General features: G+C 25.7%; 19 protein-coding genes, 1 tRNA gene and 1 pseudogene. 9 read left to right on the forward strand and 12 right to left on the reverse strand.

Features of this window, described 5'->3' with window-relative positions:
• Window positions 1–69 precede the first annotated feature (69 nt).
• Complete coding sequence (locus Q1J76_RS02390; protein WP_300366252.1) at window positions 70–867, reverse strand: hypothetical protein; 798 nt, start codon at window positions 865–867, stop codon at window positions 70–72.
• A 358-nt stretch (window positions 868–1,225) separates the two neighbouring features.
• Here Q1J76_RS02390 and Q1J76_RS02395 point away from each other — a divergent pair, with 358 nt between their 5' ends.
• Window positions 1,226–3,418, forward strand: a complete 2,193-nt coding sequence (locus tag Q1J76_RS02395; protein ID WP_300366255.1) for a peptidase U32 family protein — start codon at window positions 1,226–1,228, stop codon at window positions 3,416–3,418.
• 78 nt (window positions 3,419–3,496) lie between these two features.
• On the opposite strand, the gene Q1J76_RS02400 is transcribed toward Q1J76_RS02395, so the two are convergent.
• Window positions 3,497–5,134, reverse strand: coding sequence for an AMP-binding protein (locus Q1J76_RS02400; protein ID WP_300366257.1), 1,638 nt, complete (start codon window positions 5,132–5,134; stop codon window positions 3,497–3,499).
• A gap of 51 nt (window positions 5,135–5,185) precedes the next feature.
• Window positions 5,186–5,857, reverse strand: a complete 672-nt coding sequence (gene trhA, locus Q1J76_RS02405; protein ID WP_300366260.1) for a PAQR family membrane homeostasis protein TrhA — start codon at window positions 5,855–5,857, stop codon at window positions 5,186–5,188.
• Between the two features lie 145 nt (window positions 5,858–6,002).
• Here trhA and Q1J76_RS02410 point away from each other — a divergent pair, with 145 nt between their 5' ends.
• On the forward strand, window positions 6,003–6,986 hold the full coding sequence (locus Q1J76_RS02410) for a D-alanine--D-alanine ligase family protein (RefSeq protein WP_300366263.1): 984 nt from the start codon (window positions 6,003–6,005) through the stop codon (window positions 6,984–6,986).
• On the opposite strand, the gene Q1J76_RS02415 is transcribed toward Q1J76_RS02410, so the two are convergent.
• From Q1J76_RS02415 to Q1J76_RS02435, 5 genes are all read right to left on the reverse strand, one after another.
• Complete coding sequence (locus Q1J76_RS02415; protein WP_300366266.1) at window positions 6,969–7,799, reverse strand: DinB family protein; 831 nt, start codon at window positions 7,797–7,799, stop codon at window positions 6,969–6,971. The genes Q1J76_RS02410 and Q1J76_RS02415 overlap by 18 nt on opposite strands.
• Window positions 7,800–7,877: 78 nt before the next feature.
• The gene (locus Q1J76_RS02420) at window positions 7,878–8,411 is read right to left on the reverse strand and encodes a ComF family protein (protein ID WP_300366269.1); all 534 of its coding nucleotides are present in this window, start codon (window positions 8,409–8,411) and stop codon (window positions 7,878–7,880) included.
• 4 nt (window positions 8,412–8,415) lie between these two features.
• Window positions 8,416–8,913, reverse strand: coding sequence for a hypothetical protein (locus tag Q1J76_RS02425; RefSeq protein WP_300366272.1), 498 nt, complete (start codon window positions 8,911–8,913; stop codon window positions 8,416–8,418).
• Window positions 8,914–8,998: 85 nt separating this feature from the next.
• Window positions 8,999–9,901, reverse strand: a complete 903-nt coding sequence (locus Q1J76_RS02430) for a fumarylacetoacetate hydrolase family protein (RefSeq protein WP_300366275.1) — start codon at window positions 9,899–9,901, stop codon at window positions 8,999–9,001.
• A gap of 212 nt (window positions 9,902–10,113) precedes the next feature.
• Entirely contained in the window at window positions 10,114–10,272 is a 159-nt protein-coding gene (locus Q1J76_RS02435) for a hypothetical protein (RefSeq protein ID WP_300366277.1), read from the reverse strand.
• Window positions 10,273–10,481: 209 nt separating this feature from the next.
• Between Q1J76_RS02435 and gatB the strand changes: the two genes are divergently transcribed.
• The 4 genes and pseudogenes from gatB to ade all read left to right on the forward strand — a co-directional run bounded on the left by gatB (window position 10,482) and on the right by ade (window position 15,523).
• Complete coding sequence (gene gatB, locus Q1J76_RS02440; protein ID WP_300366280.1) at window positions 10,482–11,933, forward strand: Asp-tRNA(Asn)/Glu-tRNA(Gln) amidotransferase subunit GatB; 1,452 nt, start codon at window positions 10,482–10,484, stop codon at window positions 11,931–11,933.
• 81 nt (window positions 11,934–12,014) lie between these two features.
• Window positions 12,015–12,731 (forward strand): annotated as a pseudogene (locus Q1J76_RS12460) (DUF262 domain-containing protein); the annotation flags it as partial.
• 375 nt (window positions 12,732–13,106) lie between these two features.
• Window positions 13,107–13,724 carry an HNH endonuclease family protein gene (locus Q1J76_RS12465; protein ID WP_367182058.1) on the forward strand — a complete coding sequence of 206 codons (618 nt, stop codon included), beginning with the start codon at window positions 13,107–13,109 and terminating at the stop codon, window positions 13,722–13,724.
• Between the two features lie 65 nt (window positions 13,725–13,789).
• Complete coding sequence (ade, locus tag Q1J76_RS02455; RefSeq protein WP_300366289.1) at window positions 13,790–15,523, forward strand: adenine deaminase; 1,734 nt, start codon at window positions 13,790–13,792, stop codon at window positions 15,521–15,523.
• A 5-nt stretch (window positions 15,524–15,528) separates the two neighbouring features.
• On the opposite strand, the gene Q1J76_RS02460 is transcribed toward ade, so the two are convergent.
• Window positions 15,529–18,618, reverse strand: a complete 3,090-nt coding sequence (locus tag Q1J76_RS02460; RefSeq protein ID WP_300366292.1) for a PD-(D/E)XK nuclease family protein — start codon at window positions 18,616–18,618, stop codon at window positions 15,529–15,531.
• Window positions 18,619–18,759: 141 nt separating this feature from the next.
• Here Q1J76_RS02460 and Q1J76_RS02465 point away from each other — a divergent pair, with 141 nt between their 5' ends.
• Together Q1J76_RS02465 and Q1J76_RS02470 are read left to right on the forward strand one after the other, a co-directional pair.
• A complete protein-coding gene (locus Q1J76_RS02465) occupies window positions 18,760–20,370 on the forward strand; it encodes a peptide ABC transporter substrate-binding protein (RefSeq protein ID WP_300366295.1) in 1,611 nt (536 codons plus the stop codon).
• 146 nt (window positions 20,371–20,516) lie between these two features.
• Window positions 20,517–20,849, forward strand: a complete 333-nt coding sequence (locus tag Q1J76_RS02470; RefSeq protein ID WP_300366298.1) for a hypothetical protein — start codon at window positions 20,517–20,519, stop codon at window positions 20,847–20,849.
• A 110-nt stretch (window positions 20,850–20,959) separates the two neighbouring features.
• Here Q1J76_RS02470 and Q1J76_RS02475 read toward each other — a convergent pair.
• Window positions 20,960–21,033 (reverse strand) — tRNA-Ile (locus tag Q1J76_RS02475).
• Between the two features lie 197 nt (window positions 21,034–21,230).
• Here Q1J76_RS02475 and Q1J76_RS02480 point away from each other — a divergent pair.
• Window positions 21,231–22,058 (forward strand): EFR1 family ferrodoxin, encoded by an 828-nt coding sequence (locus Q1J76_RS02480; RefSeq protein WP_300366301.1) that lies wholly within the window; start codon window positions 21,231–21,233, stop codon window positions 22,056–22,058.
• Window positions 22,059–22,133: 75 nt separating this feature from the next.
• Here Q1J76_RS02480 and Q1J76_RS02485 read toward each other — a convergent pair whose 3' ends face one another.
• Both Q1J76_RS02485 and Q1J76_RS02490 read right to left on the reverse strand, forming a co-directional pair.
• The gene (locus Q1J76_RS02485; RefSeq protein ID WP_300366304.1) at window positions 22,134–22,787 is read right to left on the reverse strand and encodes a DNA-formamidopyrimidine glycosylase family protein; all 654 of its coding nucleotides are present in this window, start codon (window positions 22,785–22,787) and stop codon (window positions 22,134–22,136) included.
• A 74-nt stretch (window positions 22,788–22,861) separates the two neighbouring features.
• Window positions 22,862–23,800, reverse strand: coding sequence for a UDP-glucuronic acid decarboxylase family protein (locus Q1J76_RS02490; RefSeq protein WP_300366307.1), 939 nt, complete (start codon window positions 23,798–23,800; stop codon window positions 22,862–22,864).
• Window positions 23,801–23,987 lie beyond the last annotated feature (187 nt).

Raw genomic sequence — 23,987 nt, forward strand, 5'->3', positions numbered from 1 at the left:
ACTTTTTGCGGCGGGAAAAAGTTGAATAAATTCTAAAATTCTATATTAAAAAATATATTTTCAATATAATTAATATTTTATCTGAGAACCATGCACAAAGCCATGAATTGCATCTTTTCCATCTTTAGCATTTGGAGGCATATAATATACTTCACACCAATCTTTTTCATTACTTCCATAATAATCATCAATAGCTAATAAAAGCCCTCCATTATTAATCATATCGTTTTTCAAAATTTTACCTATTATTTTTCCATTTGCTTTATCTCTTATATTCACATAATCATCTTTAGAATTATATTTAAGAATATTATAATTACCATTTCCACGATAATAATAATTATCTTTAGTAAAATACTCTGTTTTAATATCTCCTAATAACTTAAAACTTACAAGCTCTCCGTAAGCTTCTCTTCCAGCTTCGCCTTCACCATAAAAATGATAGTTTCTTATTGTTACCTCTGCCTTTACAGCTGATACTCCTAAAAATGCTTTATTCAAAGGAGATGGTAAATTGATATTTTTATCATCTAATAAAACACCGAACTTTAATCTTTCAAATTCTTTATAATCCTCTATTTTATGAGAATCTGTACTAAATAAAAAAGGCAAGTCAATATTATTATCAGGATAAAATCTTAAAGCATTATTAGTTTCAAAATCATCAGCTCTTTCAAGCACTCCTGTTAATGTAATTTCTCCGCTAAAATAAATTACAGCAGCAGAATAAGTTCCGTCAAGATTTTTAACTTTAAGGGTATTTTTTGTCATTTTACCATTATCACTTAAAAGTTCAGAAAAATATATTTGAGGAGGAAACGCCCATAATAAATTAATGCTTAAAAGAAATAAAATAATTTTTTTCATTGTAATAGCTCCTATTGTTGTTATGCTCGCGACGAAGTCCCCTTTTGTATTGTCTTAAATAAACTATCGACTAAATTCACTAGCTGGCTTCGGCTCACTCTAAACCCTATTTTAGAATTTATATAAATAATAACATATTTTATAAAAAAATATAATTTTTATTACTTGAATTCATTTTCTTATATGCTATATTTTAAATTATTAATAGAGTTGCTTCGTTTTTGTATTAAAAAAATGCAGTCTTTTTGTTTCTTTTAGGCACAAAAAGAACTTGGGTTTGAGGAAAGCCCAAACATTAAACAAATATATTATTATATAAATATATAAAATGCAACATTTTTAATAATAATAAAATAAAATGGAAAATAAATTGAATATAAAAACACAAAATAAAAAAATAGAACTTCTCGCACCTGTAGGAGATGAAAGAGGTTTAAAGGCTGCTGTTAATGCTGGAGCTGATGCTGTGTATTTTGGTACTAAAAGTTTTAATGCTAGGGTAGGTGCTGCTGAAAACTTCGATGATAAGACTCTTGAAGAGAATATAAAGTTTGCAAAATTAAGAAATGTTAATGTTTATATTACAGTTAATACTTTAGTTTATAATGATGAAATTGATAAAGTACTTCCTCTTATAAAAAGTGTTTATAACATGGGAGCCGATGCTATTATCATACAGGATTTAGGCATTATTGATATTGTGAGAAATAATCTTAATATTCCAATGCATGCAAGTACCCAAATGTCGTGTAATAATTTAGACAGTGTAAAACTTCTTAAAAGTATCGGTATTGATAGGGTAGTTTTGGCAAGAGAGATGAGTTTGGAGAATATAAAATTTATTAGAGATAATATTGATATAGAACTTGAAACTTTTGTTCATGGAGCTTTATGTGTCAGTTTTTCAGGACAATGTGCCTACTCTTATTTGCATGGAGGAAGAAGTGCAAACAGAGGAGCATGTGCCCAGCCTTGCAGAATGGAATATACTGGAGGCAAAACGGATTATCCTTTAAGCACAAAAGATTTGATGACTATTGATATAATTCCAAACTTGCTTGAGAGCGGTATAACTTCTTTTAAGATTGAAGGCAGGGCAAAAAGAAGTGAGTACGCTGCAATTACAGCTTCTATATACAGACATGCTATTGATTTGGTTTTGGAAAATAAGAATATACCTATTGAAAAGTATAGAGAAAGTTTAATGAAAATTTTTAATAGAGGAGGATTTTCTCAAGGCTATTATTATAATTCAAAAGATATTTTTGAAAATTATAAGCCTAGTCATGATGGCGAGTATATAGGAGAGGTTAGTGCGTACAAGAAAAATAAAATATATATAAAAGCTGAAAAAGAATTGAATGTTTATGACGGGCTTTCATTCGGAGATAGCGGAAAAGTAGGAATGCAGATTTCTGATTTGTATAAGGATAATGTAAGAGTTGAAAGAGCTAAAGGCAATTTGAGTTTTTCTGCCGTTTTGAAGAATGTTAATATCGGAGATGAAGTTTATAGAACAACCGATAAATTACAGATGGACGAAGCAAATAAAATAATTGAAGGTGATAATTTTAAGCATTCATTAAATTTAAATTGCATAATTGGTTTTGATAATGACAAAATAAAATTAACAGTTAATAGTAAATATGATGAAAGATTAAATAGCATAGAATATATAAGCTATTATATAATTCAAAAAGCCAAAACTAAATCAACTTCCAAAGAAGATATTTTTAATTCTCTTTCAAAAACAGGAAATACGGTATTTGAATTTGAAAATATTAATATTGATTTTAAATTTGAAAATCCTTTTATACCTGTGAAAATTTTAAATGAAGCTAGAAGATGCTTAATAGAAAAATTAGAAAATATTTTAATACAGTCAAAACAAATCAATTATAATAAAGAAATATATAATGAAAAAAATATTAATTATCCTAATACTGATATAAAAGTTTTGATTGTTGATAGTGAGGAGAAATTAAATTTATATTCTGATATACATTATGATAAAAAAATACTTCTTCCAAAAGTTTATGATGAAAATATGATTAATCTTTTTGAAAGCAAAAAAATAGATGGTATAATACTTCCTCATGTAACATTCGATAAAGATATTGAGGTGATAAAAAATATAATATATAGAGAAGAAAAGTTAAAAGATATGATAGTGATATGTAATAATTTAGGGCATATTGAAGCATTTAGAGGCAAATGCATATTATGGGCTGGTATTGGTCTTAATGCTATTAACGATTATAGTGTAGATTTTTTATATAAATTAGGTGCTGATTTGGTTGTATCTGCAGTTGAGGCTGGAAAGAGTTTGAAGCATACTATATCTGTGAAAGAAGGTTTTATACCTGCTATGAATTTTGCATTCTGTCCTAAAAGTATGTCTATAGGATGCAGTAAATGTAAAGAAGAAGATATAATCGATCATAATGGAAATACTGTTATATTTGACTGTGTTAAACTGTATAATAAAACAAGCTTTATATTAGAAAAAATAAAAAATAAAAGTGGTAGCATTTATTATTATTTATACTAATACTAATAAAATTTTTAATTTAAATAAAAAAATATGGATATAAAATTAATTATATCCATATTGCTACATATACAATGATTATTTATATAAAAATCTTTTTATTTTTTTAGTAGGATTTTTTATAAACTCTTCTTTTTGAATAGTAAAACCAGATATTCTTCCAAATTCAGGAAGTACTTTATTTACTTCTATTCTATTATTTTCTAAAATTTTATTTATTTCTTCTTCGCTTAGATTTTCTTGTTTAATTCTGTCAGCATCTAAATATAATAATGCATGAAGTTTATTATCTCTTTGTAAAATCAAAGACTCTAAAATATAAGGCATAGTGTTTAATTTACTTTCAATCTCTTCAGGATAAATATTCTGACCGCTTGCCCCAAGTAGCATATTCTTGCTTCTTCCTTTTATAAATATTCTATTATTTTCTCCAAGTACTCCTAAATCTCCAGTTCTAAGCCAGCCATCTTTAGAAAGAACATCAGCAGTAGCCTTATAATTTTTATAATATCCAAGCATAACATTCTCACCCTTAACCATAATCTCTCCAACATCGCCTTCTTTTTCAGCATCTATTTTTATTTCTAAAGTATCTATTAAGCATCCGCAGCTTCTTGCCACATGCTTATCCCAAGGAGAATAACTTATTAAAGGTCCGCATTCTGTCATGCCATATCCGACAGTAAATTTAAAATTTATATCCATAAGAAATTTTTCAATATCACTATTTAAAGCACTTCCTCCAATTATAACAACACGGAAATTTCCTCCAAAAGAATCTGTTATAGCATTTCTTATCTTTGATTTTATTAAAGATGATATAATAGGCATTTTCAATAAATTGGCAATCAAAGGTTTTTGTATAGTAGGAAGTATTTTTTTTAAATAAATTTTTTCTATAATGAGAGGCACCATTAATATTAAATTCGGCTTAACTTCGGCAAAAGCTTTAAGCAAAATATTAGGACTAGGTATAACATTAAGCATATGTATGCATGCCCCTTTTGAAAACGGAAATAAAAAATCAAATAAGCATCCGAATACATGAGCAAGAGGCAGAAATGAAAGTACATTATCATTAGGATTCATTTCCATATTATCAATTGCAAATCTAATATTGGCAGCTAATGAATTATGATTGAGCATTACACCTTTACTGAAACCTGTAGTACCTGAAGTGTATATAATGGCAGCTAAAGTATCATTTTCAAATATTGTAAGATTAAAATTTTCTTTATTGAAATTTGATATTTCTATTTGATTAAATAGATTTTCATCTTTATCTTTTTTATCTGATTTTTGTATAAATGTATTAAAGTTCTCTAAACAAAAAGATTTATTTAATAATGATAAAGTATCGCTTTCTAAAGCTTTCAAAATATTATTATCAGCAAATAGGAATTTAGATCCAGAATCTTTAATAATGGAATCAATATCTTCTTTGGAGAAATCAACAAGTATAGGTACAACAACAGCACCGTAAGTTATAATTGACAAATATGCTAAAATCCAATTAACTGAATTTCCTCCGCATAATGCTATTTTTTCACCTTTATGTATATCCAATTTTTTAAAAGCTATATGCATTTTTGATATTTTTTCTGCTACATCGCTATACTTTAATATATTATCAGTTCCATAATCTGCTAATGCATTTATATCCCAATTTTCTTTAATACTGTTTTGAATATAATCGCTTAATCTTTGCTTTATCATAAATCAGCACTCCATTTATTATATATTGTACATATGTAAATTATAACAAAGTTATGAAATATTGGCAACATATCTAAACATAAACACAGCATGACAAATATTTGATATTATTAAAAGTGAATAAAATAAAGGTAGAAATAAAGTATATCTTTTATTAGATTCATACATAGCAAGCCTATAAAATACCATTGCTATATTTAATAGCAAAAAACCTGTCAAATATAATATAACTCCATATTCTCCTACAGCAGAAGATATTTTTGATATTGCTATAAGCCAAATCCAATTTAATAAAAAATAGTATATAGTTTCGATAGCTCCTCTCCATCTATATCCAAATACACTTCTTAAAGTTATTCCTAATGCACAAAGTCCTGTGATAATACCAAAGAAACTCCAGCCCCAGCCATTTTTTAATGATATTAAACATGGAGGTATATAAATGCCCCATATCATCATTATGAAAAAAGCATGGGATAATATATAAAAAACTTTTTTAGCTTTATTATTAAAAGGAAAGAAATGGTATATTGAATTTATAATATAAAATATTGTAAGAAAACTAGAATAGAGAGAAAATGAAGTTATCTCTCTTGCTGTTTTAGAATTAATTATTAAGAGAACCAAAACCGCTATAGCTGAACTTGCACATATTATGCATATAACCGCACTTATTTTAGAAACAGATTTTTTTATTTTATTATTATTTAAACTAGTATTCATAATATATACATAATAAACCTTATTCATAATAAAGTAAATGGTAATTTATAACTATTTTAATACAATAGAATTTGGAATTAAAAATTGATTATGAAATTAAAAAAATATACGATAAATGTTAGTATAAAAATATACGGATAATAAAATGATAATTAATAATGAATTAAAACAAAATATATTAAACAGATTCAAAAATAAAAAAATAGCTGTTTTGTATGGTGGACAGAATGAGGAGAGAGAAGTTTCTTTGAGAAGCGGGCAGAATGTTTATGAGTCATTAATTAGTTTTGATGAGTTAAAAAATAATTGTATATTAATAGATGTAAATGATTCTTATGAATTGGTAAAAATATTAAAAGAAAATAATATTGAATATTGTTATAATATACTTCATGGTACTTCAGGAGAGGACGGAACTATTCAAGGGCTTTTAGAGAGTCTTAATATTAAATATACAGGTGAAAATATATTGGTAAGTGCCGTTTGTATGAATAAAGTTTATACAAAAAGAATATGGAAATCTTCCAATGTATCAACTGCTGATTTTATGCTTTTAAAAGATATTAAAGAAATTGATGATAATAATATAAAAGGAAATTCACTATCATTTAATTTCCCTATAATATTAAAACCTATATCAAGCGGTTCAAGTGTTGGAGTATCATTAATTAAAACAAAAAAAGAATTTGATGATATTACTTCAAAGATAGATGATAAGAATAATTATTTTTTAGAGCCCTATATAAAAGGAAAAGAGATTACTGTAGGTTTGGTAAAGGAAGAAGATGGTATTTATGTTTTTCCTATACTTGGAATAAATTCTAAAAATGAAATATATGATTATGATGCTAAATATACTCCTGGAAAAACTGAAATGGAGATGCCTGCTAAATTATCAAAAGAAATAGAAAATAAGGTAATAGAAACATGCAAAAAAGCATACAGTGTTTTAGGTTGTCAAGGACTTTCAAGAATAGATGCTATAATATCTGAGAATAATGATATTTATCTTATGGAGGTAAATACTCAAGGAGGTATGACAAACACTTCCGATATACCTGAAATGGCTAAATATATAAAATTAGATTTTAATGATCTTGTACTATATATATTAGGGCTTATTGATTAAATCATTATAGTCATTACTGAAGCCCATTTGATCCAACATAACAGATATTTCTCCCCTATAATGAGTACTATGATTAAATGCATGCATTATCAAATGATATCTAGGTTTTTTTATCTCTTTATTTAGTATTATAACTTTTCCTGATATATTAAAGTTTTCTATAGAATTTATTATAGATACTATAATATCATCTAATTTTCTTCGTATTTCTATTATAGTTTGAAAATCCATATCTTCATTAAAACTTAAATCCTCATCATTTAAATGATTAAATATCTCTTCATTATCTATATATTTTTTATTTGAATATTTTTTATATGCTTTAAATAAATACATGTCATATTGAAGAATATGCATAAAAGTTTTGTATATGGATTTGTAATAGGCACCTGTTTCCTTTTTTAATTCTTTATCTTTTAATGTTTCTAAAATATTAATAAGTTCATCATTGGCATTTTTATTATATAATGCCATCATATTCATAATTTTTTTTACAGTTTTATCTATAGGTTTTTTATTAATATCAACTCTTGTATTTTTTTTACTTTCTTCTATTTTTTTATCAACTTCTTTTGTAGTGCTTTCTTTTTTGGCATTTAGAAGATTTGATTTCATTTCCTTTACTTTATTTGTAATATTTTTCTTTTCTTCTTGCAGTTTGCTTAATTGCTGGCTTTTTAATTCTTTGACATTTTTTTTTAAATCTTTTGTTATACTTAATTTTATTTTTTCTATATCTTTTATTTTTTTATCAAGCTTTTTTGATTCCATTTCTATTTTTCTAGTAAGCTCTTTAACCTTCTTATCTATCATATAAACAAATCCCAAATGATATATTTTAAATATAATTATATTATTTTATCTTTGATAATTCAATATTAATAAATAACTTTAATTAAAAATATGATTTCTATAACAAAGAATTAATATTTCTAAATTATAATTAAATTCAAATTTTTTAATTATTTTTATAATCTCTTTTAGCGTTTCTCCCGAAGCATAAACATCATCAATTAAAAGTATATTTTTATTTTCAAGTTTTTTTTGATCAATAATTTCAAAGGCATCTTTTATATTCTCATTTCTTTCTTTAAGAGTTTCCAAAAATTTCTGTTCTTTTATATCTTTTTTAATTTTTATAGAATCATATTTTTTTATATTAAACTCTCTAGCAATATAATCAGCAAAGAAATTCATTATACCATTATTTTTATTTGAAGGTATATAAAGAAGAATATCAAATTTTTTATTATTAATTTTAATATATTCCTCATAATATTTTTTTATTTTTTCTGTTATTTTAATAGGAAAATCAATTTCTTTTCTTTTTAATGCCCTTAATTCATCTCCAAGCTCTCTATCCAAATCTCCTAATGCTGTTATTGATATGTTTTCTATTTCAAATTCTTTGTAAGCATTCTTCATTATATTAATTATCTTTTTCTTTAAAAATAAGATACATTATACTTGCAAAAGCCCAATTAATTATTACACCCTTATAAGCTGATATTAATCCGTTAATCCAAGTATTAATATTTATATTAAAAATGAAAGTAAGAATAACAGATGATAATCTAGCAAAAATAAATGCAAATAATGAAAGCAAAATAAATGATATATTTCTATTTTTAGCAAAACCTATAATGGAAGAGAATACTATTCCTTCAAATATTAAAAAATATAATATTGGAGGCATAGGCATATTTGTAAGTAAATAATTTAAAATAGGAGATATTATTGAAAGCATTATTAAAAATAAAGGATTTAATATATATGCTCCTAATGATAAGGCAAAAAATATTGGAAGGAATTCTGTTCCTTTTAATCCTAAATAATGCACTATAATAGGAGAGGCTAAACTTATTATACTCAATAAAAATAAAATTATTATATTAGTATTAATTTTTTTTAATGATATAGTTTTCATAATATAATTCCTAATAATTTATTTATATATATTTTATTATAATTATTTATGTTTGTCAAAATTTATAATTTTATAAAAATTAAAATTATTCTATAAAATTAATAAGCTCCCCTATATTTTCTATAGAGCATACTATTTTATCTCCACTTTTCATGTATTTAGGAGGCTTAAATGACATGCCAACTCCTCCTGGAGTTCCTGTAGCAATTATATCTCCAGCTTCCAAAGTCATTCCTCTAGAGATATCAGATATTAAATAATTTATATTATGAATCATATATTTAGTATTTGAAGATTGTCTTATCTCATCATTTAATAAACTTTTCACATCAAGTTCTAAAGGAAGTTTCAAATCATCTTTATGAATTATACAAGGACCCATAGAAGAATAATAATCTAAACTTTTTCCCTTATACCATTGTAAATGACTTTTTTGTAATTTTCTTGAAGATATATCATTAAATACACTATATCCGAATATATAATCATTAATTTCATCAGGCTTAATATCTTTTGCAGTTTTTCCAATAATAACGGCAAGCTCAACTTCATAATCCAAGCATTCATCTAAATCGAATCTTGCTTTAATTTTATTGCCAAGCCCCATAATCTCTATAGCTCTTTTAGAGAAATAAACAGGCTCTTTCAATTCCTCTTCTTTGAAATCTGTCATATCATTTTTTATCTCTCCCAAATGATCTTTATAATTTACACCTACACATATAATATCATGTATAGGCTTTCTTATAGGAGATAATATCTTCACATTTTCTATAGAATATGCTCTTTCAAAATTTTCTTCTGCATATTCTAATTTGCTTAATATAGTTTTATCATCATTTATCATTTTTATTAGCTGAATCATAGGATTGCTATTTGGTTTGAAATCGCTTATTATTTCATTAATATTAATAACTTTATTTCCGTCTTTGCTTAATATTCCTACAGATTCTGTATTGTTCCATTCAACAAAAGATACGAATTTCATTATTATAACTCCAAGATATTTTAATAGAAATTAAGATAATTTTTAAAATTTTTTAATCAATAGTGTTTTTTATATTATAATAAATTTACATATGTTTTTCAAGATATATGATTGATAATATATTTTTTATTTTTTACTTATCTCTTCATTAAATTTTTTTGGATCATACCAGTAACATCCTATACATGATCCATTATATTCTATGGAACTTTTCAATACAGATAACTAACAGAAAATCTTTTTACTCCATTTTTTACATTCATAAATCCTGTTTCTTTTGATATAGTATATGGAGGATCAGTTAATATTAGATATATTTCATTATTAAAATCATCAAAAATATTAAAGCAATCATCATTTATAAGTTTCATTTAGCACTCTCAATTCATAAAAGAATTTAATAAATAGTATTATTTAATAATTAATTTTTATTCTATACAGTATTATTAATTATAACAATATTAGAATGTTTGTCAATTTTAGAATTTTACTAATTAAACTATATTGAAAAAAAATCAAAATTCATATAAAATAAACATAATATTTTAAAAAATTACTTTAATAATTAGGATTAATAAATATGGAATATGAAGCAGTCATAGGATTAGAAGTGCATGTTCAGCTTAATACTAAAACTAAAGCATTCTGTTCATGCCCAAACACTTTCGGTGCTCCTGCAAACACTCTTACTTGTCCAAGATGTCAGGCTCACCCAGGTACTTTGCCTATAGTTAATAAAGAAATGGTGCATAAAACTATCAAAGCAGGACTTGCTACTAACTGCACTATTCAAAAGAAAAGCAGATTCGCTAGAAAACATTATTTCTACCCAGATTTGCCTTCCTACTATCAGATTACTCAAATGGACGAGCCTATTTGTACAGAAGGTCATCTAGATATAACTGTACTTAATGATGATGGCTCTTCATACAATAAAAGTATAAGAATAAACAGAATACATATGGAAGAGGATGCGGGTAAACTAGTTCATGATGATACAGGAAGACCTTTAAGTTATGTAGATTTAAACCGTGCTGGATGCTGTTTGATAGAATGCGTAAGCGAGCCTGATATCTCTACAGGAGAAGAAGCTTATCAGTATCTTACAGAGCTTAAAAAGATTTTTAAATATATTGATGTTTCTGACTGTAACATGGAAGAAGGTTCTTTAAGATGCGATGCCAATGTATCTATACGCCCTAAAGGAAGTACGGAGCTTGGTACTAAGACTGAAGTAAAAAATATGAACAGTTTTAGAAATGTAAGACTTGCTATTGACTATGAGATTAAGCGTCAAATAAAAGCATTAAATAATGGAGAGAAAATCTTACAGGAAACTAGACTTTATGATGCTAAAGAGAACACTACTAAGGGTATGCGTTCAAAAGAGGGTGCTGCAGATTACAGATATTTACCAGACCCTGATATACCTCTTTTAGTTTTAAAAGATGAAGAGATTGATCAGGCTAAAAAAGAGCTTCCAGAGCTTCCTCAGCAAAAACGCGAAAGACTTAAAAAAGATTATGATTTACCTGATCAGGATATAGTAGTACTTACAGAAGATGCTGCTTTAGCTGATTATTATGAAGTTGCCGTTAAAGCTTATCCTAAACAGCCTAAAAAAATAAGTAACTGGATAATGGTTGAAGTTAATGCTTATTTAAATAAAAAACTTCAAACTATAAAAGATTTCAAACCAAAACCAGAACATATTGCCGAAATTTTCAAACTTATAGATGAAGGTGTTATAAGCGGTAAAATAGCGAAAGAGATTTTTGAAGATATGTGCGAAACAGGTGAGGCACCTTCTACTATAGTTGATAAAAAAGGCATTAAGCAAGTAAGTGATACTGGAGAGCTTGAAACTATAATAAGAAAAGTTTTAGAAGAAAATCCTAAATCAGTAGCGGACTTCAAAGCAGGTAAAGAGAAATCATTCGGTTTCTTGGTAGGTCAGACTATGAAAGCTACTAAAGGTCAGGGTAACCCTAAACTTGTTAATGAAGTTTTGAGAAAGATTTTAAGTGAATAATTAATAATTTTAAATAAAAATAAGCCTAGCTATTAAAAATAGTTAGGCTCTATATTTTTGGAGATTATAATGAATAATAATATGATAAAAAATGTAACTCATATAAGTTTAATTGAATTACTATCTAGTAATTCTAATAATAATTTTTACTATTTTATACCTCTATACCAAAGGGACTACTCTTGGAAAAAAGATAATATAAGTGAATTTATAAATGATATATTTGAAGCATATAATGCATATATAAATGGATATAATAATAATTATTTTTTTGGTTCTATAATAACTGTAGTAGATGAGAAAGATAATAATAAACATAATGTAATAGATGGTCAGCAAAGGTTAACAACATTTATTTTATTTTTAAAAGTTATACAGAAAGATTTTAATAAAAACTGTTTTTCTAAAATTACTAACTATACATAAGATGAACAGGAAATTATTTCAGAATTGAATATATTTTTAAAAAATTGCTTATGGGCAAAGAAAAAAGAAATATCTAAAATTATGTCTGAAAAGTCTAATGATTCATCTTATATAATTGATTTACTTTTAAATGAAGATTTAAACAAAACGAATGATAAAATATTAATATATAAAAATTATAATTTATTAAAAGAATTTTATGATGATTTAAAGAAAGAATATTCTGATAACTTTGATATTATAAAATTTATAAATTTTGTTTTATCAAATATAGAATTTGTAAAAGTTGAAACTTCATCTAGAAGCAGTGCTTTAAAAATATTTTCTGTTTTAAATACAAGAGGTCTTGAGTTAAATTCTACAGACATTATTAAAGCAGAAATGATGTACGATTTGAATATTAACAGACATAAAGATTTTGAATCTAAATGGAAACTTTTAGAACAAAAATCATATGAATTAAATACAACATTGGAGTCTTTATTTAAATATTACATCACTATGCACAAGCCTGATAGTATCAAGGGTACAAGTGATGAAAATATTAGAGAATTATGGAAAGGTAAGGATAAATGGGATGCAATAATAGAATTTGAGAATTTTATATCTTGTTATGAGTATATTATGAATATGAGAAATGCTTATATTGGGTGTTTGAGACATTTGTTAATAATGGGTAAAAATGCATATACTTGGATTCCTGTACTTACGGCTATGAAGTTTAAACAATATAGTGATAATGATATTATGCATATTGCTAAATTTTTAGTAAAATGGCATTGGCTGCATCTAGTAAATGGTTATACAATAGAAAAAATAAAATCCTTTAATTTTTCTATTTTAAGAGTTATAAAAACTAATAATAATTCTATAAATGAAATTATAAAATTAAATCCAAGAGTTATTACACATGATGGTAAAACTTTAGAAATATTATCTAAAGGAGTTTGCAATACTTTAAGAATATCTAATTTTTATAATTTAAAATGGGGGCGTGCATTATTGTATTTTTTATTTAATAAACCACTATTAGAAACTTTAGAAAATACTATAGATATAACTTTTACACCTCTCAAATCTACAATAGAGCATATATATCCTCAAAATCCAAAAGAGGACGAATGGATAAATTGTTCAGAGGATTTTAAACATAAACTAGGAAATTTAACATTACTTGATAAAAGATCTAATATACAGGCAAGTAATGATACAGATAAAAAAATTAAAATATATAATAATAAATTATTTATGTATACACCAGAACTTTCAGAAAATGATCCTTGGACAGATGAAAAGATAGCATCAAGAACTGATGAATTACTAAAAGATTTTTGTAAATATATAGATATTAATTATTATGATTAAGAAATTTGAAAATCTGCTTATAATTTACTATATTTAAAATATATATTAAATTATAAGGACAATTCATGACTATAGAAAAATTATCTAAGATGATAGAAGCAGCAAGTGGTAAAAGAGAAGTTGATTTAGTTATAAGAAATTGTAAGGTAGTCAATCCTATATCTGCGGAGATTATCGATGCTGATATTGCTATTATTGATGATTATATTGTAGGCTTGGGTTCTTATAATGGAAAAGAGATTATTGATGCTAAAGGCTCTTATGCTACAAGCGGTTTGATAGATTCGCATGTGCATATAGAATCATCTTTATGTACGCCTTCAAGTTTTGCTGAAGCGGTAATACCTTTCGGCACTACTTTGATTATAACAGATCCTCATGAGATTGCCAATGTATGTGGTATTGATGGAATTAAATTTATGATTGAGTCTGCAAAGAAAAGTCCTTTAAAATGTAAATTTATGCTTTCTTCATGCGTACCTGCTATAGATTTTGAAGATTCGGGAGCTGTACTTGATTCTAACATAATAGAAGAGTTTATAAATGATGAGGATATATTTGGGCTTGCTGAGATGATGAACTCTCCGGGCGTATTATCACTTGATAAAGAAGTATTAAAAAAATTAATTGCTGCAATCAATGCTGATAAGATAATAGACGGACATGGGGTGATGCTTGGAGAAAAAACTTTGAGTGCGTATAGAACAGCTGGTATTTATACTGATCATGAATGCGTATCTGCCAAAGAATTAAAGGCTAGAATTGCTAATGGAATGTATGTACTTTTAAGACAGGGTTCTGCTGCTGAGAATTTAACTTCTCTTTTGCAAGGCGTTAATCAAAGCAATGCTAGAAGATGTGCTATGTGTACAGATGATAAGCATTTGGATCATATTGTGGAGCATGGACATATATCCCATAATTTAAAAATAGCAGTTGAAAATGGTCTTGATGTATTTAACGCTATTGCTATGGCTACCATTAATGCGGCAGAATGCTATAGACTTAAAAATATTGGTTTAATTGCTTCTGGATATAAGGCTGATATTGTTTTATTTGATGATTTGAAAGATTTTAAAGCGAATAAAGTATTTATTGACGGAAAATTAGTTTCTGAAAATGGAAAGGCTTTATTTAAAAAGTTAGATAGGGATATTTCAAATAATAAAATATTAAGCACTATAAATATTGCCCCAATAACAATTAATGATATACAGATAAAATTAAAATCTGATGAGGCTAATGTTATAAGAATAGTTAATAGAGATTTATTTACTGAAAAAAATATTAGAATAGTTGGTTTTGAAAATGGATATTTTAAATATAGAAAGAGTGTTGATATATTAAAATTGATTGTAGTTGAAAGACATAAGGCTACTGGAAAAATAGGATTAGGACTTATAGAAAATTATAAATTACAAAATGGAGCAATAGCTACAAGTATTTCTCATGATTCTCATAATATAATATCTGTAGGTGATAATGATGAGGATATAATACTTGCTGTAAAAGAGATAGAAAGATGTTCTGGGGGCATTACCATAGTAAAAAAAGGAAAAGTTCTTGACACTTTAGAATTGAAAATAGCTGGTATTATGTCTGATGAAGATCCTAATGATATAGTAAAGAAAATATATTCTATGCATAAACTTGCACATGAAGAGCTTAATGTGAATAAGGATATTGATCCTTTCATGACATTATCATTTATGGCACTTCCTGTTATACCAGAGATTAAACTTACTACTAATGGGCTTTTCGATGTGAAGAAATTTGATTTTATAGATATAAGTGTTTAATTATTCTATTCTTCATCATCTTTTTTGTATGCATTTTCGCAGTAAGGAGCATTATAACAATTTTCACAGTTTGTACTGTTTGATATATAAACTAATTCTCCTTGCATAATTTTATTGAATACTTCATCAAAATAATCATTCAAATTATATTCGCTTTCAATATATCCGCATATAGATAAAAGCATATCTCTATCATTATATGTTTGATTTATTTCCTGCGATTCATTTATAACATCTTTTTCTTTGTATACTGTAAATACTACTTCACAATGATTTATTTTTTCTGCTATATTTTTTTGTATATATTTATTTAATATGAATTTTAAATATAAAATAGGCTGAAAATATATTCTTATATTTTCTTTTATAATGTCCTTTTGAGTTTCTCCTTTAGCCTTTTCTTTTTTGTAGCTAGACTTATAATCAACTATCCTTACACCATCTATATTTTTATTTTCTTTATCAGAGTAGCTGAAATCTATTCTGTCTACTATTCCCTTGATTTTTATAGATAAATCATTATTTTGATATATTATAAAGTCATCATCATATTTGCTTCCTATATATTTTTCAAAATGAGATGGTATATAATAGAATCCTTCCTCTTCTTTTATTTTATTAAATTCTATTTCTTTTTTGATGAAAGATGACATTACATTCAATGCCTCTTCTCTTATTACATTATAATCAGATTCATATTCTAATTTATATTTTTCTTCTAAATCTTTTTCTGAATATATATTTATTAAATTATTTATATGATTTTCTACAACTTCATTTGCTATATTACAGTAATTATTAAATTCACTTTCTTTAAGACAAGCCCCATCATCAGAATATTTATCCTGAACTTGCTTATAAAAATCCTGAAAGAATTTATGATAAGCCTTTCCTCTATCCATATAATTTATACCCTGTATTTTTGATTCAACGGATTCTTTTGAATACAAACTAGAATAGAAAAATTTAGCAGGACATTCCATTATAGCCTGCAATGTTGTAACGGATACTTTATCTTTAAAAAGATTCAAAAAGAAATTTTTTATCTCTTCATTTTTATTCTCAAAGTTATGATGTATATTCTTATTTTGTTTATGATAAATTGTATCTATAATATCATTTATATTTTCAATATTATAAGCTATATCATTATACAAAAATAAACTCATAAGATTTTCTTTATCGCTATGAATATTATCTTCTCTTTGTATATATTCTTTTCTGTATATAAGTCCGTTTTTATCTAAACTTTCAAATTTAAAGTCATCATTATATAGCTCTCTGTATAAATCTTCTAAATAATAAAAAGGAATCTCTAAATTACCTTTTTCATCTTTAAATCTAAATGCAAAATAAATATTACTGTCATCATAGCATGAAGATAATATATTAAGAAATAATGCATAATTGATATCTGATAAATAACCTTGAGTATTAAAAGCTATTTTTTTATTTTTTTTATTTATCTCCTCTCTTAATTTTGCCCCTATAAAAAATGAATTTGGTTTTCTATTTATAAAATCATTATTCATTCCAAGTATAAATAAATATTTAAATCTTAATCCCCTCGCATCATATAAATTACTAATGGTTACTGATATATCTCTGCTATTATCTTGTCCTATTGATTTATCTCTTAAAATAGTATTTAAAGCTGCATGAAAATCAAAATGACTTATTTGCTGATTTTGTGTATTTTCTAATTTTTCTGTATATGCTATATCCAGTATGAGATTAATAAATAATGTTAATGCTTCATTATCTCTGTAAAAATATTCTTCTTTATCTTTATATGTATCATCTTCAAATATATTTTCTATTTTTAAGAATTTTAGAATTTTAATATATGAAAGTCCTATTTCTTTATAAGTTTTTTTCAATACCAATTCATTTAATAAATCCAAAAAATTGATTATAGATTTTGATGCATCATTATTATTAAATTTTTTAGCAATTTTATATTTAAAATCTTTAAAAGACATTTTTGAAAATATTTCTTCATCATAAGAATAAATTAAATCTCTTATATTGTAAGGGTTAATTCCTTCAAGATTTTTTATATATGGAGAAGATAATATTTTTATTAAAGCATCTATATCTATCTCTCCATTATATTTATCCAATATTAAAAATATAGATGTGAGTACAGGTATTATTGGTACTTTCCATATAAAATTAGCTCTTCTTTCATTGAATTTAATATTGCATTCTTTTAATCTGCTTGAAACTATATCGCTGTATAATTGAATATCCGAAAATATTACTCCTATATCGTATAGATTAACACCTTTATCTATAAGTTTTATTATTTCATCAATTGCGGTATCAGCTTCTTGTTTTGCTCCGAATCCTGATATGAATTTAATTTTTTCTTTATATTGAATTATATTATTATTTTCTTTTAAAAGAGCTTTAGCAAAATTAGAATTTTTATTAATATCAAAATTATCAATTCCCTGATAGAATGATTTATAATTATTAAAATGCTCTTTCATATCATAAGGCATTATAACTTTTATATTTATTTTATAATATTTTTTAATGTGTTCCAAAAATATTAAATGCAAAGGCGGTATCTTCTCAAAATTATAAATCGTTATTAAATTATAATTATTAAATAAATCCAATTCTCTATTTTTTATAGCATTAATAAAAAGTTCAAAGATATCAAATTCATCTAATAAATTATTTTCTTTATTGTATTTTTTATATAGATTTATTATAGTATTAATCTCTTTTAAATTTTTATAATCATCTAATTTGAAATCATAAAATTTAGCCAATGTTATTTCTTCTATAAGTTTATATAAAGTATATGCAAGTTCATAAGTGATATTTTGTTTTGCTATTAATGAGTTTTTATATTTTTCTTTATATTGAAATAATATATTATGAATATTTATTATTGCTATTGATTCATCTATATCCTGAACTTCATTTTCTATTTTATATTTTTCAAAAAAATTATTTATATTTTGTTTATAATATTGATGAAGGGTTTGATAATTACTTATATCTAGTGTATAAGTTTTGAATTTATCTTTTAGATAATTATTTTTTGCTTTATAGTTTGGAAATAAAAATAATTCTTGCATATATGTATTTATCTCTTTTTTATGAATAATTATACTTTAAAATTTGTAATTGTAAAGAATTGCTTGTTAATTATAAAAAAAATAATTGACTAATGAATAATATGGAATATAATTTTTTAAAATACAAAAATAGGAATAGTTATGAAAAAGATTTTATTAATAACTTTATCATTTATTTTAATGATATTTTTTGTTTCTTGCAAAGGCAAGACATCAGATGAAGGAGCGATATATATAAATGTAGGTCCTGAACCTAAAACTATAGATCCAGCTTTGAATTCTACTGTAGACGGAAGTATTTATATTCAGCATGCTTTTGAGGGATTATCCACTAGAGATAAGGATAATAAAATAATAGGCGGTACTGCTGAGAGCTGGGATATTAGTGAAGACGGATTAACTTATACATTTCATATAAGAGATAATGCTAAATGGTCTGACGGAGAAAAAATTACAGCTGAAGATTTTGTTTATGCTTGGCAGAGGGCAGTTGATCCTGTTACAGCTTCAGAGTATGTTTATCAATTTGAACCTGTATTGAATGCTTTGGATATTAATGCTGGTAAAAAGCCTGTTTCTGAATTGGGTATTAAGGCTATAGATGAAAAAACTTTAGAAGTAAGATTAAATACTCCTACAGCTTATTTCTTGGAGTTGACTGCATTTCCTACATTCTATCCTATTAGAAAAGACATTATAGAGGAAAATGGTGATAATTGGACTTTATCTCCTGAAACTTATATAGGAAATGGTCCTTTTGTTATGATTGAAAGAAGAACAGATGACAGGCTTATTATGGTAAAAAATACTAATTATTGGAATGCTGATAATATAGTACCTAATAAACTTGTATTTATACTTATGCAAAATGGTACTGCGGCAGTTGCTGCTATAAAAGAAGGTTCTATACATTTTGCTAATAATCCTCCTTTGCAAGATATTGAAAATTTAAAAAGCGAAGGGTTAATGTATGTTTCTCCTTATTTGGGTACTTATTATTATTGTTTGAATATTACTAATGAAGTATTGAAAGAGCCTAAAGTGAGAAAGGCTTTAAGTTTGTCTATAGATAGAAATTATTTGATTGAAAATGTAACTAAAGGTGGACAGCTTCCTGCAAGTGCTTGGGTTCCTAGCGGTGTTAATGATACAGAAAATGCTGATGGGGATTTTAGAAAAGTGGGAGGAGATTATTATAGTATAAAGCCTGAAGATTATAGAAAAAATGTTGAAGAGGCTAAAAGACTTTTGGCTGAGGCAGGATATTCTAATGGTATGGGTTTTCCTGTTATAGAATTCAAATCTAATGCAGGAGAGCATATACAGATATTTGAAGCAATACAGCAGATGTGGAAGGAAGAATTATCTATAGATTCTACTATAGCTCAAGAAGAATGGGCTACTTTCCAAACTACAAGACAAGAAAAAAATTATGTTATAGCTCGTCATGGCTGGATAGCTGATTATAATGATCCTATGAGTTTTTTAGGTGTATTTTTAAGCTATAGTGTTCAAAATAATGGAGGATATTCAAATAAGATTTATGATGATAAATTAAAACTTGCTATGTCTTATTCGGATCAAAATATAAGAATGAAAGCTATGCATGAGGCTGAAGATATTCTTATGGAAGATATGGCTTTGATACCTCTTTATTTTTATACAGATCCTATTATGGTTAGTAAGAAATTATCAAATGTTATTTATGATCCTCTTGGAGCTCATAAATTCTTCTATGCTAAATTAAATTGATAAATAAAAAAACTATTAAGCGGTATTTCCTTATTTGGAAATCCGCTTTTTTTATAAAAAATTAATATTATATACTTTTGAAATTTGTCTTTTTTGAAAAAATGTTATTATTTATATATTATAAATTATATTTGGAGATTATATGAATGTTATTAAAAGATAGAAATGGTATTTACAGAGGAAAGGCAAAGATAAAAAATTTTCTTAGTTTTGATATAGATATAGAAGCTATAATAAATGAGAATGGTAATATTGAAGTTACTACTTTTGCTCCTATAGTTGGGAAAATAAGTCATAGTATATCTTTAGATGCTAATTATGATAAAGAAGAATATAGTATGCAGTTTGGAAATGATATATTTGAAATAAAATTCAATTCTAATGATTCCATCAATATAGAACTTCCTGAAAATATTAAAGGTAGTGTTATAGTAACTAGGAATGTTGTATTGTATAGGATAAGTATAGAAGAAAGTTAAAATAAAAAAAGACACATATAAGTGTCTTTTTATAATTTCCCATAAATAATTAACCTAAAATTAAAGGAGATAATAAAATTATATTATATAAGGATAACATTTAGGGATATTGGGCCAGCAGGGACTTGAACCCCGGACCCGATGATTATGAGTCATCTGCTCTAACCGACTGAGCTACTGGCCCCTAAATCTTAAAGAAAACATTCTTTAGATTTAAGTATTATATAATAAGACAAAAAAATGTCAATAGATAAATTAATTTTTATAATAAATTTATTTAAATTAATAATTAATATTTTTATCTTTTATTCTTGACATATTAAAATAAATTTACATAATAGTTTGTATGTATAGTTTAAAATACTTGAAGGGAGTATAATTATGAAAATTGATAAGGTTTATTCAATTTATTATAGTGCTACAGGTACAACACAAAAGATTGTTTCTTTTGTTGGAGAAAATATAGCAAAAAAATTAGGAGTTCCTTTTGAAAAATATAATTTTTCATTACCTAAAAAAAGGGATGGTATATTAGAGTTTAAAGAAAATGACTTGGTAATATGTGGAACGCCAACTTATGCAGGAAGAATACCAAATGTAATGCTTCCTTATTATAAGAATAATATAAAAGCTCAAGGGGCTTTGGCGATACCTATAGTGTTGTATGGAAATAGGAATTTTGATGATTCTTTGATAGAGCTTAGAAATACTATGCAGGAAAATGGTTTTTATACTATAGCAGGAGCTGGATTTATCGGTGAGCATGCTTTTTCTTATGTGCTTGGTGCAGGAAGACCTGATGATAAAGATATGGCTATAGCTTTTGAATTTGTAGAAAAGGTAGTTGAAAAAATAAATAATATGGATACAGTACCTACTGAACCTATAAAAGTAAGAGGTAATTATCCTATTCGTCCTTATTATATGCCTAAAGATAAAAATGAGCATGCTATAGATATATTAAAAGTTAAGCCTAAAGTAGATACTTCAAAATGTACTAATTGCAAAACTTGTGCTCATGTATGTCCTTTGGCTTCTATTGATTTTGATGATATTACTAAATATGTTGGAAAATGCATCAAATGTGGGGCATGCGTAAAAAAATGTCCTGAACATTGCAGATATTATGATGATGAAGGATATTTATACCATCAGCATGATCTTGAAGAAGAATTCCAAAGAAGAGCTGAACCTGAATTATTCTATTGATTAAATAGATAAACTTTTATAATAATAAACAATAAGTTCTGTTTTTATTAATTGAACTTATTGTTTGTTAATTAATTATTCTTCAGTAGATTCTGAATCTTCTTCTTCTGTATTTCCTGAAGCCTCTCTTAAAACCTGTTTAATAGCGTCAAATATTTCTCTTGCCTTAACTTTATTGATATCAGAAGTTTTTGTTTTTTTGGTAATAGATGCTTTTTTTAGTATCATATCTCCATATACATTTCCTATTCCGCTTAATATCAAAGGATTTTTTATCAATTTTTCTACTGTAGTATCATTATCAGCAAGTAATTGGCAGAATAGATTATAATTAAATTGTTTTGTAAGAGGATCATAACCTATTTGAGGCATAGTTGTAGAATCTTTCCATATAGGTATGATTTTTGTTATCTCATCTTTATTTTTCCCATCTTCAACTACAAAAAAATTACCATGATCTGTTTCGAGTTTAAGAATACTGTTTTTGTATGTATCATCTTCTGTTAATACGAAAGAGCCATTTGGACCTAAATCTATAAGCATAGCATCTTGAGAAAATTGAAAATGCATATATCCGCCGTATCTAAGAACATCTATTATTTTTTGACCTTCTACATCTTCCATTTCTTTATATTGTTTATCTATAGCAACTATTCTATTAATATAAGAATAACATATTTCACTTTTGATAGAGTTTATTAATGTAATTAAATTTGGTAATTCTTTCATAATTTATAAATATCCTGACATGTTATGTTTACTCATATTTTAGCATGAAAGAAAAAAAAAGCAAATTTATCACTTTATTTGTTTTTTAGATAATTATCAAAATATTCTATGGTTTTTTTCAAGCCCTCTTCCAATTTATAATCAGGTTTCCAATTAAGTTTCTCTTTAGCTAAAGTTATATCAGGCTGTCTTTTTATAGGATCATCTTGTGGAAGATCTTTAAATATTATTTGAGATTTAGAATTTGTCATATCCACAATTTTTTTAGCAAATTCCAAAACAGTCATTTCATAAGGATTTCCCAAATTAACAGGTCCAATAAAATTCTCACTATTCATCATCTTTATAGCACCGTCAATCAAATCATCGCAATAGCAAAAACTTCTAGTCTGACTTCCATCTCCATAAACTGTTATAGGTATATTTTGAAGTGCCTGTATAATGAAATTAGAAACAACTCTTCCATCATTTTCATTCATTCTAGGACCATAAGTATTAAATATTCTTATAATCTTTATATCAGTATTGTACTGTCTATAATAATCCATCATCAAAGTTTCAGCAGATCTCTTACCTTCATCATAGCAACTTCTTATACCATTAGGATTAACATGTCCCCAATAATTTTCTTTTTGAGGATGCTCTAAAGGATCTCCATAAACTTCGCTTGTTGATGCTTGAAGTATTCTTGCTTTACAATCTCTTGCTAAATTAAGCATATTAAGTATTCCAAAAATACTTGTCTTAAAAGTATGAACTGGGTTTCTTTGATAATGTATAGGAGATGCAGGGCAGGCAAAATTATATATTTCATCACATTCTACATGTATATATTCTATTATATCATTTATTATAATTTCAAAATTTTTATTATCAAGTAAATGACTAATATTTTCTTTACTTCCTGTAAAAAAATTATCTATAGCTATTACATGATTATTTTCTTTCAATAGTCTTTCACATAAATGTGAGCCTAAAAAACCAGCTCCACCTGTTACAATTATTCTCTTCATTATTAAATTATCCTTAATATAGTTAAATAAATACTATATTATAATAATTTTTATAAATTTACAATATATGAAAATAATTTGTATTGCACGGGAGCCAGAGATATTTCCTTTAAGTATTCCTTATTTTTTTGAAGTATAACATAGGAGTATCATAATTTAAAGCGGAATGTATTCTTTTATGATTCCA

It is taken from the genome of Brachyspira sp. (genome assembly GCF_029258575.1).
Lineage (GTDB): Bacteria > Spirochaetota > Brachyspiria > Brachyspirales > Brachyspiraceae > Brachyspira.